Source organism: Pigmentiphaga sp. (genome assembly GCF_019689535.1).
Lineage (GTDB): Bacteria > Pseudomonadota > Gammaproteobacteria > Burkholderiales > Burkholderiaceae_B > Pigmentiphaga.
In genome coordinates, this window is sequence record NZ_JADGHH010000091.1 from 1 (window position 1) to 13,742 (window position 13,742).

The following is a 13,742-nucleotide window of genomic DNA, read 5'->3' on the forward strand; positions in this document are numbered from 1 at the left end:
AATATGTGTTTTAGCTCCGTCCCGTGGGCTCGGATTTTTTTAAAAGACACAGGGGCATGCCCGGCAGAACGGGGCGGGCTCCAAGCGCCCGCCCCGCTTCTTGCGCCGGTGTTCCCCTCATCCGTTTCTCCCTTTCCGGAATTTGCATGAGCGCGGTCCTTGATAACATTGCGGGCGTGATCCGGGGAAAATCGTCCCCCGCAGCCGCCATTACCGAGAACACGCCTGCGATGAAGAAAAACCGTAACGCGACCGTGGACGCGTTGTTCAAACATCTGACGCGGTTTTTCGCGTTTGCCGTGCTGAGCCTGTTGGCGGCCATCTTGATCTCGCTCGTGGCGGGTAGCCGGCTCACCCTCGAGAAGTACGGTTTTTCGTTCCTATGGTCCTCGGAATGGGATCCGGTCAACAATGAATACGGCGCGCTGGTGCCCATCGTCGGCACGCTGGTCACCTCGGCCATCGCGCTCCTGGTCGCCGTGCCGGTGTCTTTCGGCATCGCGTTGTTCCTCACCGAACTGGCTCCCGGTTGGCTGCGCCGACCGCTGGGCACCGCCATCGAGATGCTGGCGGCCATTCCCTCCATCATCTACGGCATGTGGGGCCTGTTCGTTTTTGCGCCGCTGTTCAAGCAATACGTCCAACCGTTTCTCATCGCCGTGTTGGGCCATCTTCCGGGAGCGGGCATCCTGTTCCAGGGGCCGGCCTTCGGCATAGGCGTATTCACCGCGGGCATCATTCTGGCGGTGATGATCGTTCCCTTCATCACGGCGGTCATGCGCGACGTGTTCGAGCTCGTGCCTCCCATGCTGAAAGAGTCGGCCTACGGCCTCGGTGCAACCACCTGGGAGGTGGTTTCCCGCGTGGTGTTGCCCTTCACCAAGGTCGGGGTCGTCGGCGGCATCATGCTCGGCTTGGGGCGCGCGCTGGGCGAGACCATGGCCGTCACCTTCGTGATCGGCAATGCCTACCGGCTTTCCGGTTCGCTGTTTGCGCCGGGCAACTCGATCGCTTCGGCGCTGGCCAATGAATTCGCCGAAGCCTCGGACGAGGTGCATTTGTCGGCGCTGATCGAACTTGGCCTGATCCTCTTCCTCATCACCACTATCGTGCTTGCCTGCTCGAAGCTGCTATTGATGCGCCTGGCGAAGAACGAAGGGGTCCGGACCTGAGGAGTCGAGATGTCCGTCATTTCCATGCAGAACCCCGTCTACCGCCGTCGCAGGCTGGTCAACAAGGTGATGCTGGCGTTTTCCGCCGCTGCGCTGGTGTTCGGCCTATTCTGGTTGTTCTGGATCATCCTGACCCTGCTCACCAAAGGCGCGGCGGCCATGTCGCTCACGCTATTCACCCAGATTACCCCGCCCCCCGGCGAGGACGGAGGACTGCTCAACGCGTTGGTGGGTAGCGTCATGATGGCCGGCATGGGGACGCTCATCGGTACCCCCATCGGCATCTTGGCGGGCACCTATCTCGCAGAATACGGCGGGCGCGGGTGGCTCGCGCCCACCACGCGCTTCATCAACGACGTGCTGCTGTCCGCGCCCTCCATCGTGATCGGGCTTTTCATCTACAGCGTGTTCGTCGCGCGCCTCCAGCATTTCTCCGGGTGGGCAGGCACGCTGGCCCTGGCGGTCATCGTTATTCCCGTCGTGGTGCGCACGACCGACGACATGCTCAGACTGGTGCCGAACAGTTTGCGCGAAGCTTGTATTGCCCTGGGGTGCCCCCGGTGGAAGATGATCACCATGGTCTGCTATCGCGCGGCACGGTCCGGCATCATCACCGGCGTGCTGCTCGCGGTGGCGCGCATCTCCGGCGAGACGGCGCCGCTGCTGTTTACCGCACTGAACAACCAGTTCCTGTCGTTCAACATGAACGCGCCCATGGCCAACCTGCCGGTCACGATCTTCCAGTTCGCGATGAGCCCGTTCGCCGACTGGCAGCGGCTGGCCTGGGCAGGCGCGGCGCTGATCACGCTGCTCGTGCTGGCCATCAACATCGTCGCCCGCCTGCTGTTCCGCAAGCATGCCGCCTGAAACGCACGCTGCGCGCCTTACTGGATCCGTCATGGAAAACGCTGCCAACATTCCCGCCCCCAAGCTAGAGGTCAAGAACCTGAACTTCTACTATGGGAAGTTCCATGCCCTGCGCAACATCAACATGCGCATCCCAGAAAAAAAAGTCACGGCATTCATCGGGCCTTCCGGATGTGGCAAGTCCACGTTGCTGCGCACGTTCAACCGCATGTTCGAGCTCTATCCGGACCAGCGCGCCGAGGGAGAGATCAACATGGATGGCGAGAATCTACTGACGTCCAAGATGGACATCTCGCTCATCCGCGCCAAGGTGGGGATGGTCTTCCAGAAGCCCACGCCCTTCCCGATGAGCATTTACGACAACATCGCCTTCGGAGTGCGCCTGTTCGAGAACCTGAGCAAGGGTGAAATGGACGAGCGCGTGGAATGGGCGCTGACCAAGGCTGCATTGTGGGAAGAGGTCAAGACCAAGCTGCGCCAGAGCGGCTACAGCCTGTCTGGCGGCCAACAGCAGCGCCTGTGCATCGCGCGCGGCATCGCCATCAAGCCCGAGGTGCTCCTGCTCGACGAGCCGTGCTCCGCCCTGGACCCCATCTCCACCGCCAAGATCGAAGAGCTGATCGCCGAACTGAAGAACGATTACACGGTGGTCATCGTCACCCACAACATGCAGCAGGCGGCGCGTTGCTCGGACTACACCGCCTACATGTACCTGGGCGAACTGGTCGAGTTTGGCGCGACCGAGCAAATTTTCATCAAGCCGACCAAGAAGGCCACCGAGGACTACATCACCGGCCGGTTCGGGTGAGTGGAGCCGGGAGGCCGGCGCCCTGAACCTGATCGTCAACAAATCTCAACAACGCTTCGCCCCTAGGCTCGATCGATGGTGGAATTCCGCCTTCGATAGGATGGCGGCTCGCGCCTGCGCGTCCCTGGCGGGCAACGCTGTTCCGCTCAAGCCGTATCGATCCTTCACACATGTCAAGGTAAGGCGACCGGCAGGTGCTCCGGTCGCGCGGATGCTCATCCTTTAAGGCGGTCCATGTTGTTCTTGCCCGAAGCGTCGCGTCCGACTTCGCTGGGGGAGCAACGCTTGCGCATCTCTCCCTTGAGCCGGCCGCGTCGATACACGTTTAGCCTATCGTTGGCTTTACTCTGTCTCATCTTGCCGTGTGCCCATGCGCAGGGCGATGTGTACCACTCCCTGTTGCGGGAGGCACGGGCCCAGCGCGACGAGCGGCGCTGGGAAGAGGCTCTCTCCTTGTTCAGGCAAGGGGTGAGGAGCTATCCGGGCGTCGCAGCGTTCGAGCACGGCGAGATCATGACCCTGGCCGACGCCGGCCGCGCCGAGGAGGCCCTGGAGCGCGCCCGCGCGCTGGTGCGCCGCAATGCAGGCGATCCCGACGCCCATCTGGTGCTCGCCTACGCCGACCTGCGTGCCGAGGGTCCCTATGCCGCGCTTGGCCCCGTCGAGCAAGCCTACGAATTGGCGCCCCAGCGTCCTTACGTAACCAGGGAGCGCATCCTCTCCTGGCAGCGCGCTGGCATGCCCGAACCCGCACTGAGGCTGGCGCGCCAGCATCCCGGCTTGCTGACGCCGGCGCAGATGCGTCGGTTGGAGGGAGATGTCGCCGCGGAGTTGACCCGGCTTGCATCCCTGCCTTCACGCAGTGAAAGCGAGCGCTTTGCCGTTGCCGACCGCGCGCTCGCCCGCTACGAAGAGCTGCTGTCGGCCTGGCGGGCGCTGGGACCGGAGGCGGCGGAGGACGTCCGGCGGATCCGGGTCGATCGCCTGCTGGCCTTGCACGCGCGCGTGCGCATGCAGGACGTGGTGGCCGAATATGAGGCGCTGCGTGACGAAGGCGTAAAGGTGCCCGGCTACGCCCTGTCGAGCGTGGCGTCGGCCTATCTCTACCTGCGCCGCGCCATTACAACTGGCGCGCTTTCGGCGGGGTAGGATTCTCCACGGGGAAGTTCCTCGAGGGGCGTGGCGATTATCGTTGGGTGCGCGCGGGGGCAGAGTGGCGCGGGCGCGATCTCACTGCCGAGGCAGAGTTGTCGCTCAATCACTATGGCTTCGGCGTCCGGCGAGGCGCCCGCGTCTCGCTCGCCTACGACGTCGACGACCATTGGCAGCTCGGCGGCGAGGCAGCCTTGCGGTCGCGCGATACGCCGCTGCGGGCCCTGCACCACGGTATTTTCTCCAATTCGTTGCTCGGCTATGTGCGGTGGCGCGAAAGCGAGCGCCGGGAGTGGAGGCTGTCCCTCGCGCCCGCCCGGTTCAGCGACGGCAATGATCGGCTGACGGTGGTGTTGGCGGGCAGCGAGCGCTTGTATACGAGCCCCCACGTGAAAGTCGATCTGGGGCTGGAGCTGGCGGCGTCGCGCAATACGCGCACCGACGCACCTTACTTCAATCCGCGCCGCGATTTCACGTTCCTGCCGTCAGTGACGGTCAACCATATTCTTTACCGCCGCTACGAGACGGTTTGGGAGCAACGTGCCTCCGTCGCGCTGGGCAGCTATGCGCAGCGCGGTTTCGGCTCCGGCGCGGTGGGCGTGGTCAGCTACGGGCAGCGTTACCGCACCCGGGATGTGTTCGAGGCGGGCGCCACGCTGGTCGGCATGACGCGTCCCTACGACGGGACGCGCGAGCGGGAGTGGCGGCTCATGTTCGATGTGATTTACCGGTTCTGAGAGCAAGACGATGCATGTGGTTCGTTTTCGCCTGGTGCTGGCCGCGATGGCGGTTGCGGCATGCACCTGCCTGGCCGGCTGCGCGAAGGACATTCCCCGATTCGTTCCGCCCGCAGAACGCCCGGTCGCGGCATCGGAGCTGCCTTGGCCTGAGGACCGGCTGCTCGCGTTGGCCTATCACCATATCGAGGACGGGACGCCGAATCTGAAGTACGTCTCGGTGCGCACCGACCAGTTCATCGAGCAATTGGCCTGGCTGCGCGAGAACGGCTATCGCGCGGTCTCGGTCGATCAGGTCCTGCAAGCGCATCGGGGCGGCCCGCCCTTGCCCCCACGAGCGGTGCTACTGACGTTCGACGACGGCTACCGCAGCTTTTATACCCGCGTTTTCCCGATACTCAAGGCTTACGGCTGGCCTGCCGTGCTCGCCCCCGTGGGCGCGTGGATCGACACGCCCGCTGATCGGGACGTGAACTTCGGCGGAGAGCCGGTACCACGCGAGATGTTCCTCACTTGGGAACAGGTCGCGGAGATGTCGCGCTCTGGCCTCGTGGAGATCGGCGCACATACCGACGACTTGCACCACGGCGTGCGCGCCAATCCCCAGGGCAGCGAACTGCCGGCCGCAGCCGCACTCACCTATGACGGCACGAGCGGAACCTACGAGCGCCCCGGGCAGTACGCCGGGCGCATCGCCCGGGATGTCTCCCGCATCACCGAAACAATCCGGCGCGTCACCGGCAAGGCGCCGCGAGTGTGGGTGTGGCCTTATGGCGCGGCGCAGGGCGCCGCCCTGAAGATCGTCGCGGAGGACGGCTACGAGCTCGCGTTGACGCTAGACGCCGGCCTGGGCCGGGTTGACCGCCTCATGTCGACGCCGCGCGTGCTGCTGTCGGGCGAAGCTTCCACGGAGAACGTCGCCAACGCCATCGTAGGGATCCAGAACGTCAAGCACATGCGCGTCGCGCATGTGGACTTGGATTACGTCTACGATCCTGATCCGGCGCAAATGGAGCGCAATCTCGGCGCGCTCGTGCAGCGCATCGCCGACATGCAGATCTCGGCCGTGTTCCTGCAGGCATTCGCGGATCCTGCCGGCGACGGCCTGGTGCGGTCGGTTTATTTCCCCAACCGCCTGTTGCCGGTGCGCGCCGACCTTTTCGGCCGGGCCGCCTGGCAATTGCGCACGCGCGCCCAAGTGGCGGTGTTCGCTTGGATGCCTGTGCTTGCCTTCGATCTCGACCCGGCGTTGCCCAGGGTGGCGAGGTGGTCGCCGGAGCACGGGGCGGTGGTGGACGCCAAGCAATACCGTCGCTTGTCTCCGTTCTCGCCCGAGGTGCGGGCCCGGATCGGCGCGCTCTACGAGGACCTGGCCTATCACGCGATATTCGACGGCATCCTCTTTCACGACGACGCGATCCTGGCGGACGACGAGGATGCGGGCGAAGCGGCGATTGCGATCTATCGCGCGGCAGGGCTGCCGGATTCGATCCCGGCCTTGCGCGCCGATGCCGGGACCTTGCAGCGGTGGACGCGGTTCAAGAGCCGTTACCTCATCGACTTCACCGCCGAGCTGGCGGCGCGCGTGCGCGCCATCCGCGGCCCGCAGGTCATGACTGCACGGAACATCTTTGCTGCTCCGGTCCTGCATCCGGAGTCGGAGGCCTGGTTCGCGCAGAACCTCGACGACTTTCTCGCGGCTTACAACTGGACCGTGCCGATGGCCATGCCGCTCATGGAAAAAGTGCCCGCGGCGCAGGTCGACCGGTGGCTGGACCGCCTGGTCGACGAGGTCGCCAAGCGGCCCGGTGCGCTCGAGAAGACCATTTTCGAATTGCAGAGCCGCGACTGGGGCAAGTCCAACGCCCCCGTCGATCCGGCGCGGCTGGCGGGCTGGATGCAACGCATCCAGCGCCGGGGCGCGCCGCATTTCGGGTACTACCCCGACGACTTTGCCCAGGATCATCCGCGCCTGGAAGTCATACGTCCTGCATTGTCCAACGCTTGGTATCCCTACCGATGAACGATCGCATTCTGGCCTTCTTGGTCTTGATGGCGGCGGTCGTGTCGCCGTTCGGCATCGCCGTCGCGCTCGCCGGCGATGTGCTGCTCGATTTCGTTTTCTTCTATCCGCTCTTCATGGCGGGCGTCTGGATGGCAGGCGGCCTGTATTTCTGGTGGCACCGGGAGCGGCAGTGGCGCTGGAACGATCCGGGCGCCGTGCCCGAGCTGCCCGGCCGCCCGCTGGTGAGCATCCTAGTTCCATGCTTTAACGAGGCGGAGCATGGTGAGCAGACCATCCTTGCGGCGCTGAACCAAAATTACGCCAACATAGAAGTCATCGCCATCAACGACGGGTCGCAGGACGGAACCGCGCAGATGTTGGGCGAGCTTGCTTCCCGCCATCCGCGGCTTCGCGTCGTGCACCTGGCCGAGAACCAGGGCAAGGCGATGGCGTTGCGCATGGGGGCGCTGGCGGCCAACAGCGAGTATCTGGTGTGCATCGACGGGGATGCCATGCTCGATCCCGACGCCGTGTCCTATCTCGTGCATCCCATGCTCGTTCATCCGCGCGTCGGCGCCGTGACCGGCAACCCGCGCGTGCGGACCCGCTCCACGCTTATCGGCCAGGTCCAGGTGGGCGAGTTTTCCTCCATCATCGGGCTGATCAAGCGCACCCAGCGGGTCTATGGACAGGTGTTCACCGTATCAGGGGTGGTTGCTGCGTTCCGGCGGCAGGCCTTGCACCGCGCGGGGTACTGGGGCCTCGATATGGTGACGGAGGACATTGACATCAGCTGGAAGCTGCAGCGCGACCACTGGTCCATCTTCTATGAGCCGCGCGCGCTGTGCTGGATTTTGATGCCGGAAACCTTCCGCGGATTGTGGAGGCAGCGGCTGCGCTGGGCCCAGGGCGGGGCGGAGGTCTTCCTGGAAAACATCCAGTCTATCTGGGGCTGGAGGCATCGTCGCCTGTGGCCGCTGGTGTTCGAGTTCTGTCTATCGACCTTTTGGGCGTTCGCATTCGCCATGTCCATCATTCTCTGGGCTCTGGGCAAGTTCGTGGCGTTACCGGCGCATATCCACATCGAGACCTTGGTTCCGCCCGCCTTCACGGGACTGGTGCTGGCAGGGGCGTGCCTGGCGCAGTTCGCCGTCAGCCTTTTCATCGACCGCCGTTATGAGCCCGGGCTGGCAAGGGCGCTTTATTGGGTGATCTGGTACCCCTTGGCCTATTGGATGCTGAGCCTGTTTACCTCGCTCGTCAGCTTCCCGAAGGTGATGCTCCGGGCCAGGAGGCGGCGCGCGCGCTGGGTGAGCCCCGACCGGGGCATTCATGCACGGGAGAATCCATGAGCAAGACAGCTGAAACCACACCGGCGAAACCGGGCTGGCATGCCGTGCTGCCGGCCCGCATCGACGCCTCGACCATGATCGTCAGGACACGGCGCTCGCTCCCACGCTATTGGCTGGACGTCGCCTTGACCGCGCTTGCGTGGGTTGCTTTCATCATCTTGTTCGGCCGCGGGATCGTCAACCTCGCGCAGGAACGCTTGGCAGGCATCCCGGTGCCTTTCTGGCAAGAGGTGCTGCCTACGATGCGCACCCTGCTGATTTACGCGCTCGTCGCAATCGTGAATGCCCTCATCCTATTCGGATGGGCCGGCTACAACTGGTGGCGATTCCGGGGGGAGAGCCGGCGCCGCTATCCGCCTCCGCTGAGCGACGAACAGCTCCTGCAGTACTTCGGGATCGCAGCGGCGCAGCTCGCCGAGCTTAGGCGGGCCCGCATCGTGGTCGCGCACCATACGCCGGAGGGGCGCATCGCGGCATTTCGCCGCCGGGATGAGGCCATCCCCATCGATTCCGGCGCCGGCCGGGACCCAAGCCGCGCGAAGGCAGTTCAAACTCAGGTACAATCGTCGCCGATCGGGGCGTAGCGCAGCCTGGTAGCGCATCTGCTTTGGGAGCAGAGGGTCGCGAGTTCGAATCCCGCCGCCCCGACCACTCTACCTCCGGCTGACGGCTTCCTGCCTGTAGGCCTTCGCGCTGCCTGGCGGCCCACGCCTGAGCAAGGCCTGTGAGATATCAGCCCAGCCGCGCGCGCAGGTAGCCCTCCACGTCCACGGTCTCGATCCCATGGCGTGCGTTGTAGGTGTTTGATTTGTCCCACCACATGCCATCGCCCTGGGCGAACGCCGCGCGGTAACGGGTCATGACGTCATCGGGAGCGGCCGCCAGGTCGGCGCGCAGCTTGTCGAGGGTCCATACCGTCTTTTCGAACGAGACACCGGTGACGCGCTCGACCCGCTCTGCGAGCTCTCCATAGGAAAGGGTGTCCCCCGCCACGAAGACGACCTGGTTGGCGATGCGTGGTTCGGCAAGCAGTATGTGCGTGGTGAGCTTTCCGATATCTTCCGGCGTCGTGACCGTGACCTTCGTCTCCCAACTGCCGAGCCCATGGATCGTCCGGCGTTCGAGGTCAACGACGTCAAACGACGGCTCGAACAGGAAACTGGTGAACATGCCGGTCGAGACGATCACCCACTCGGTACGGCTCTGGCCACGCAACAATCCCCGAACCTCGTACTGCTCGTCGAACACAGGTTGTCCGCTGCCCCGGCCAACGACGTCATAATCGACACCGAACTGCCACGGGAAGTACCGCTTCACTCCTGCTGCGAATACCGCGCGGGTGATCTTCAATTGGGTGCCCGGGCCGGCCACGAAGCCCGTGCAATTCACGACCGTCCTGAAGCGTTTGAAAACGCTGGTTAGCGTTTGCTCGTCCGCCACGAGGTCCTGGCCCACCACGTCGACGCCAAGCTTGCGTAGGGCGGCGAGCGTCGGGTCGTCCGCGGAGTTGACCGTCTGCGGCGACACGAGCACCGTCAGCCGTTCGCGGGCGGCTTGTACGTGGGGAGCAAGCGCTCTTATGACCGCCATGCCGAGCTGGCCAGCGCCGAGCACCAAGATGTCGCGCAGGTCGACTTTGGTCGCGTCTGGTTCAACGTCCTTGGCCAGGGCACTCGCGCCGGCAGCCTTTGCATCCGTGTGCATGTCGATGTTCCTTGATGAGAGGGAAAGGAGGGGTCTACTCTTGGCACTTGTCAGCGATCGATCGACGAACGCATAAGTCGCCCCCGCAAGTTTGCGGTAGTAGACATCATCGACATAGGTGCGCTGTCGGGTTTTGGAATTGCAGGATCCCGAATAATCACGCAGCGCACTGCCGCCGGCAGCGTACACGCAACGGCACGCTGCCAGGCAGCGCCGGGAACGGCAGGCAGGGAAGGCTTACTGGACCGCGTCGGAGAACGCTTCGGCCAGGTTCGGGCGCAGGAGGTTCATTGCCCGTTCGGCCATTTCTTGAAGGCAAAGAACCAGTAGGCCACCAGGTTGACGAAGGGCACGAGCAAGAGCAGCGCCCACCACCCAGCGTGGCCGGTGCGCTTGAGTATTCGCCCCGCCGGCACGCAGATGACGACGGCGTAAAGCAGGGCTGCCACGACTTTCCAGATGTCGTCCATGAGTATTCCTCGCTGTCCGGCGGCGCCGGATGATCCTCGGAAATCACGCCAGCGGTGCTGGCCGGGAGCAATGATATACGTTCCCCGGTGCGCGCGGTCGGCCTTCGCGGCCGGGGTAATATCGGTCCATACGGCCGCGCGCCCGGGCCATGGGCGTTGCCCGGAGGCGGATGAACATCGCGGCCAAGGAGAATTTCATGAGCGAGCAAGGGACCCTGGAGCGTTTGGAGCCGGGGATGATGATTCCGTTCGGTGGCAACCGATACACCCGGGTGGGGGAGGACCTCGCAAGGGATTTCCGTCCCGGAGACCGGCTGCTGGTGGTGCAGGAAACGGGCGCTTTGCTGCGCATCCCTGCTCAGGTGAGCGAGGTCGTGCGGGCGCGCGTGGGCGAGGCACGCCGTGCATTTGAGGCCTTGGCCCAGGCCGAGCCGGGTGCAGTGGTCCGCTTCTATGAGGCGTTCGCCGACGCCTTGGCCAGCGACGCCATATGGCAGCAGATCGCCGACGCGAACGATGAGGACGTGCGGCGCGCGGTGGCGCGCGGCCGTTCGACGACGCGGCTCAAGGTGTCGGACAAAATGCGGGCCGGCATGATAGACGGCTTGCGCGTCTGGCCCGCTTATGCCGCGCAGGATCGCGGCGTCGCAGATCGCGTGGATCATGGCGACTGGCAGGTCGAAGTCGTGCGCGTGCCGCTGGGCGTGGTGGGGTTTGTGTTCGAAGGCCGGCCCAATGTGTTGGTCGATGCATGTGGAGTGCTTGCGAGCGGTAACACTGCTGTGCTGCGAATCGGCAGCGACGCATTGGGAACTGCCGAGGCGTTGGTGCGGCATGCGCTGCGGCCGGCGCTCCAGGCTTCGGGCCTGCCGGCCGGCGCCGTGAGCTTGGTGGACGTCGAGGATCGCGCCGCAGGTTGGGCCATGTTCAGCGACAGCCGGCTCGCGCTCGCGGTGGCGCGAGGTTCGGGGACGGCGGTGATGCAACTGAGCAGCGTGGCGCGCCAAGCCGGGGTGCCGGTCAGTGCGCACGGCACGGGTGGGGCTTGGATGGTCGCGGACCCGTCGGCGGACGCCGGTCGGTTCGAGCGCGCCGTGCGTTACTCCCTCGATCGCAAGGTGTGCAATACGTTGAATGTCTGCTGCATCGTGCGCAGCCGCGTCGAGGACTTGATGCCGCGATTCCTGAAGGCCATCGACGAGGCAGGCGCTGCATTGGGCGGCACGCCCCGGTTGCACGTTACCCCCGCGGCCCAGCCCTATGTGCCCGCCGGGCTGTTTGCGCGCCAGACGATCGTGCGCCGCGCCGAGGGAGACCGGGAAGAGCCCTACGCCAGCCTGCTCCAGGAAGACCAGCTTGGCCGGGAGTGGGAATGGGAGGAGACGCCCGAGCTCACGGTGACGGTGGTCGAGTCGGTGGACGAAGCCATCGATCTGTTCAATCGCTATAGCCCCCGCTTCGTCGCGAGCCTGATCGCGGAGTCTCCGCAGGCCCATGCCCATTTCCGGGCGCGCATCGACGCACCGTTCGTCGGCGACGGGTTTACGCGCTGGGTGGACGGCCAGTATGCGTTGGGCAAGCCCGAGTTGGGGCTTTCGAATTGGGAGCACGGCCGCCTGCTCGGGCGCGGCGGCGTGCTGACCGGCGCCGATCTGGCGGCAGTCAGGCTGGTGGCGACCACTGCGGTGGAACAGCATCGCTAGCTGGGTACATGATTCCCCCGGCACGGCTTTGGCGGCCGGGGGCAGTGGTAAACTTGCGCGCTCTGGCGGCGGTAGCTCAACTGGATAGAGCACAGGCCTTCTAAGCCTGGGGTTACGGGTTCGATTCCTGTCCGCCGCGCCATCCTTTCTTCGGCCGTCCCGTCCCTCGCCCTTCGCGGCCTCGTGTGTCTCGAGACGGGCCTGGTTTTTGCACCATCGCTGCTCTTCTCGACTTCGGGATGTCCTCGTGGCTGGGCTGAGCGTACACTGGGCCGACGTTTTCGCTTTCTCTGTATCGCCCCTGGAAACCCTGGTGCGCGGCTCGGTCATGTACTGGCTGCTCTTTCTGTTGTTTCGCTTCGTCGTGCGGCGCGACGTTGGGTCCATGGGCATTGCCGACATTCTGTTGATCGTAATCGTCGCCGACGCTGCCCAGAACGGCATGGCAGGCGAAGGCAAGAGCGTTGCAGATGCGGCCATATTGGTCGGAACCTTGGTGGCGTGGAATGTCGCGCTCGATCGATTGGCGTTCCACGTCCCTGCCATACGCCGGTTCGTCGATCCCAAGAAGGTCATGCTCATACGTGACGGAAAGATGCTGCGCGCCAATATGCGTAGGGAGTCGATCACCGACGAGGAGCTGGAAGCCAAGTACCGGCAGCAGGGCGTGGAATCGATTGATGAGGTCAAGGTGCTTTATCTAGAGGCCGACGGCAAGGTCAGCGTCATCAAGCACAAGGCGGGTGGGCGGTAGCAGGTCCCAGGGGCGAGCGCGGTTGAACTTTTTTCCGGCGCGGCTTGCCATACGCGATAAAGACGTTGTCTCGCAGGAGGTGGCTATGTCCGAAGGCGCAGGTGATTACTACAAAGGCTACTACATCCGCACCGTGGCCCATCCCGTCAACCATCCCCGCGACGGCATGACGGTGTTATTCGAAGGCAGGGCGACCGTCTCGCTCGATCCCGCGGCCCGCTTTCTTCCCGTGCCTCCCGACCAGCACCTGGGGGACGACCAAGTATTCGGTACCGAGTTCGAGGCGCACCGATACGCCGAAAGCGTTGCCAAACGCTATATCGACCAGCTCGAGAAAGGCCGCTAGCGCGGCCCGCCGGAAGGCCATGTGATGCCGGGCGCGCAGCGGCGGACAAGGAAGGGCGTCTTGCCGGGGCAGGATTGCGGCCCGGGCCCGCCCGGCGTGCGGCGCCCGGGGCAGGTGGATGCTCAGGGCTGGGGTTTCTGGGGCTGGCCGGCTTGCTGACCACGCTGTTGCTGCTGCTCTTGCTGGCGCTGCCCCGGCGGGTTGGTCTGCACGTCGGGCCGCTGCGTACGCTGCTGCCCGGGCGGCTGTTGAGGCGTGCCCGGTTGTTGTTGGTGTTGCGGCTGCTGCTTTGGGTCCGACTGGCCGGGGCGGTTTTGCTGATTCATGGATCATCTCCTCGATTATGGGCCGGCTGGCGATGCGCCGAGCCGACGCGTCATGATTAATCGCGCCCTTTATCTCGGCAAAACGCGTGCCCCCGGGCCACCATAATGTGGCAGGGGATTATTCCTGGCCGCCATGTAAATATGGGAGGAGCGGTTTGTAATTTTTTCTAGACCATGGCCGCACGGTCGAGAAATGTTTTTAGGTATTTTCCTTATTAGGGAAAACCATAGATAACCTGCGGGAGGAAGGAGGATGGCCTAGGTGCTAACCCGCGCAAACTCGTTGACGTTGTCCACTTTGTGGCCCACAGCCCGCGTAATTTCTTCCCGCGGGTTGGCGTGCTGC

The 13,742-nt window shown here is 64.5% G+C and carries 13 protein-coding genes, 2 tRNA genes and 1 pseudogene; 13 read left to right on the plus strand and 3 right to left on the minus strand.

Features of this window, described 5'->3' with window-relative positions; all coding sequences use genetic code 11:
• Positions 1-146: 146 nt before the first annotated feature.
• The 9 genes and pseudogenes from pstC to IRZ12_RS09655 all read left to right on the plus strand — a co-directional run bounded on the left by pstC (position 147) and on the right by IRZ12_RS09655 (position 8,744).
• On the plus strand, positions 147-1,172 hold the full coding sequence (gene pstC, locus IRZ12_RS09615; protein ID WP_296467774.1) for a phosphate ABC transporter permease subunit PstC: 1,026 nt from the start codon (positions 147-149) through the stop codon (positions 1,170-1,172).
• 9 nt (positions 1,173-1,181) lie between these two features.
• On the plus strand, positions 1,182-2,039 hold the full coding sequence (gene pstA, locus IRZ12_RS09620; RefSeq protein WP_296467776.1) for a phosphate ABC transporter permease PstA: 858 nt from the start codon (positions 1,182-1,184) through the stop codon (positions 2,037-2,039).
• A gap of 31 nt (positions 2,040-2,070) precedes the next feature.
• Entirely contained in the window at positions 2,071-2,847 is a 777-nt protein-coding gene (gene pstB, locus IRZ12_RS09625) for a phosphate ABC transporter ATP-binding protein PstB (protein WP_296467778.1), read from the plus strand.
• Positions 2,848-3,231: 384 nt separating this feature from the next.
• Positions 3,232-3,996 carry a hypothetical protein gene (locus IRZ12_RS09630; protein WP_296467780.1) on the plus strand — a complete coding sequence of 255 codons (765 nt, stop codon included), beginning with the start codon at positions 3,232-3,234 and terminating at the stop codon, positions 3,994-3,996.
• Between the two features lie 20 nt (positions 3,997-4,016).
• Positions 4,017-4,736: pseudogene (locus IRZ12_RS09635) on the plus strand (poly-beta-1,6 N-acetyl-D-glucosamine export porin PgaA); the annotation flags it as partial.
• Between the two features lie 10 nt (positions 4,737-4,746).
• Positions 4,747-6,759, plus strand: a complete 2,013-nt coding sequence (gene pgaB, locus IRZ12_RS09640) for a poly-beta-1,6-N-acetyl-D-glucosamine N-deacetylase PgaB (RefSeq protein WP_296467784.1) — start codon at positions 4,747-4,749, stop codon at positions 6,757-6,759.
• Positions 6,756-8,093 carry a poly-beta-1,6-N-acetyl-D-glucosamine synthase gene (gene pgaC / locus IRZ12_RS09645; RefSeq protein ID WP_296467786.1) on the plus strand — a complete coding sequence of 446 codons (1,338 nt, stop codon included), beginning with the start codon at positions 6,756-6,758 and terminating at the stop codon, positions 8,091-8,093. The genes pgaB and pgaC overlap by 4 nt, the downstream gene beginning before the upstream one ends.
• Positions 8,090-8,677 (plus strand): poly-beta-1,6-N-acetyl-D-glucosamine biosynthesis protein PgaD, encoded by a 588-nt coding sequence (gene pgaD, locus IRZ12_RS09650; protein WP_296467788.1) that lies wholly within the window; start codon positions 8,090-8,092, stop codon positions 8,675-8,677. Before pgaC ends, pgaD begins: the two co-directional genes overlap by 4 nt.
• A tRNA-Pro gene (locus tag IRZ12_RS09655) sits at positions 8,668-8,744 on the plus strand. Before pgaD ends, IRZ12_RS09655 begins: the two co-directional genes overlap by 10 nt.
• Before the next feature lie 81 nt (positions 8,745-8,825).
• Here IRZ12_RS09655 and IRZ12_RS09660 read toward each other — a convergent pair.
• Together IRZ12_RS09660 and IRZ12_RS09665 are read right to left on the minus strand one after the other, a co-directional pair.
• The gene (locus IRZ12_RS09660) at positions 8,826-9,797 is read right to left on the minus strand and encodes an aromatic alcohol reductase (protein ID WP_296467790.1); all 972 of its coding nucleotides are present in this window, start codon (positions 9,795-9,797) and stop codon (positions 8,826-8,828) included.
• Positions 9,798-10,084: 287 nt separating this feature from the next.
• Positions 10,085-10,267: a hypothetical protein gene (locus tag IRZ12_RS09665; RefSeq protein ID WP_296467791.1), complete on the minus strand. Its 183-nt coding sequence runs from the start codon at positions 10,265-10,267 to the stop codon at positions 10,085-10,087.
• Between the two features lie 197 nt (positions 10,268-10,464).
• Between IRZ12_RS09665 and IRZ12_RS09670 the strand changes: the two genes are divergently transcribed.
• From IRZ12_RS09670 to IRZ12_RS09685, 4 genes are all read left to right on the plus strand, one after another.
• Complete coding sequence (locus tag IRZ12_RS09670) at positions 10,465-11,970, plus strand: aldehyde dehydrogenase family protein (RefSeq protein ID WP_296467793.1); 1,506 nt, start codon at positions 10,465-10,467, stop codon at positions 11,968-11,970.
• A 65-nt stretch (positions 11,971-12,035) separates the two neighbouring features.
• Positions 12,036-12,112: transfer RNA gene (locus tag IRZ12_RS09675), tRNA-Arg, on the plus strand.
• A gap of 114 nt (positions 12,113-12,226) precedes the next feature.
• Positions 12,227-12,724 carry a DUF421 domain-containing protein gene (locus IRZ12_RS09680; RefSeq protein ID WP_296467799.1) on the plus strand — a complete coding sequence of 166 codons (498 nt, stop codon included), beginning with the start codon at positions 12,227-12,229 and terminating at the stop codon, positions 12,722-12,724.
• Positions 12,725-12,809: 85 nt separating this feature from the next.
• Positions 12,810-13,070: a hypothetical protein gene (locus tag IRZ12_RS09685; RefSeq protein WP_296467795.1), complete on the plus strand. Its 261-nt coding sequence runs from the start codon at positions 12,810-12,812 to the stop codon at positions 13,068-13,070.
• 122 nt (positions 13,071-13,192) lie between these two features.
• Here the strand turns inward: IRZ12_RS09685 and IRZ12_RS09690 are convergent, their stop codons facing one another.
• Complete coding sequence (locus IRZ12_RS09690; protein ID WP_296467797.1) at positions 13,193-13,396, minus strand: hypothetical protein; 204 nt, start codon at positions 13,394-13,396, stop codon at positions 13,193-13,195.
• Positions 13,397-13,742: the final 346 nt, after the last annotated feature.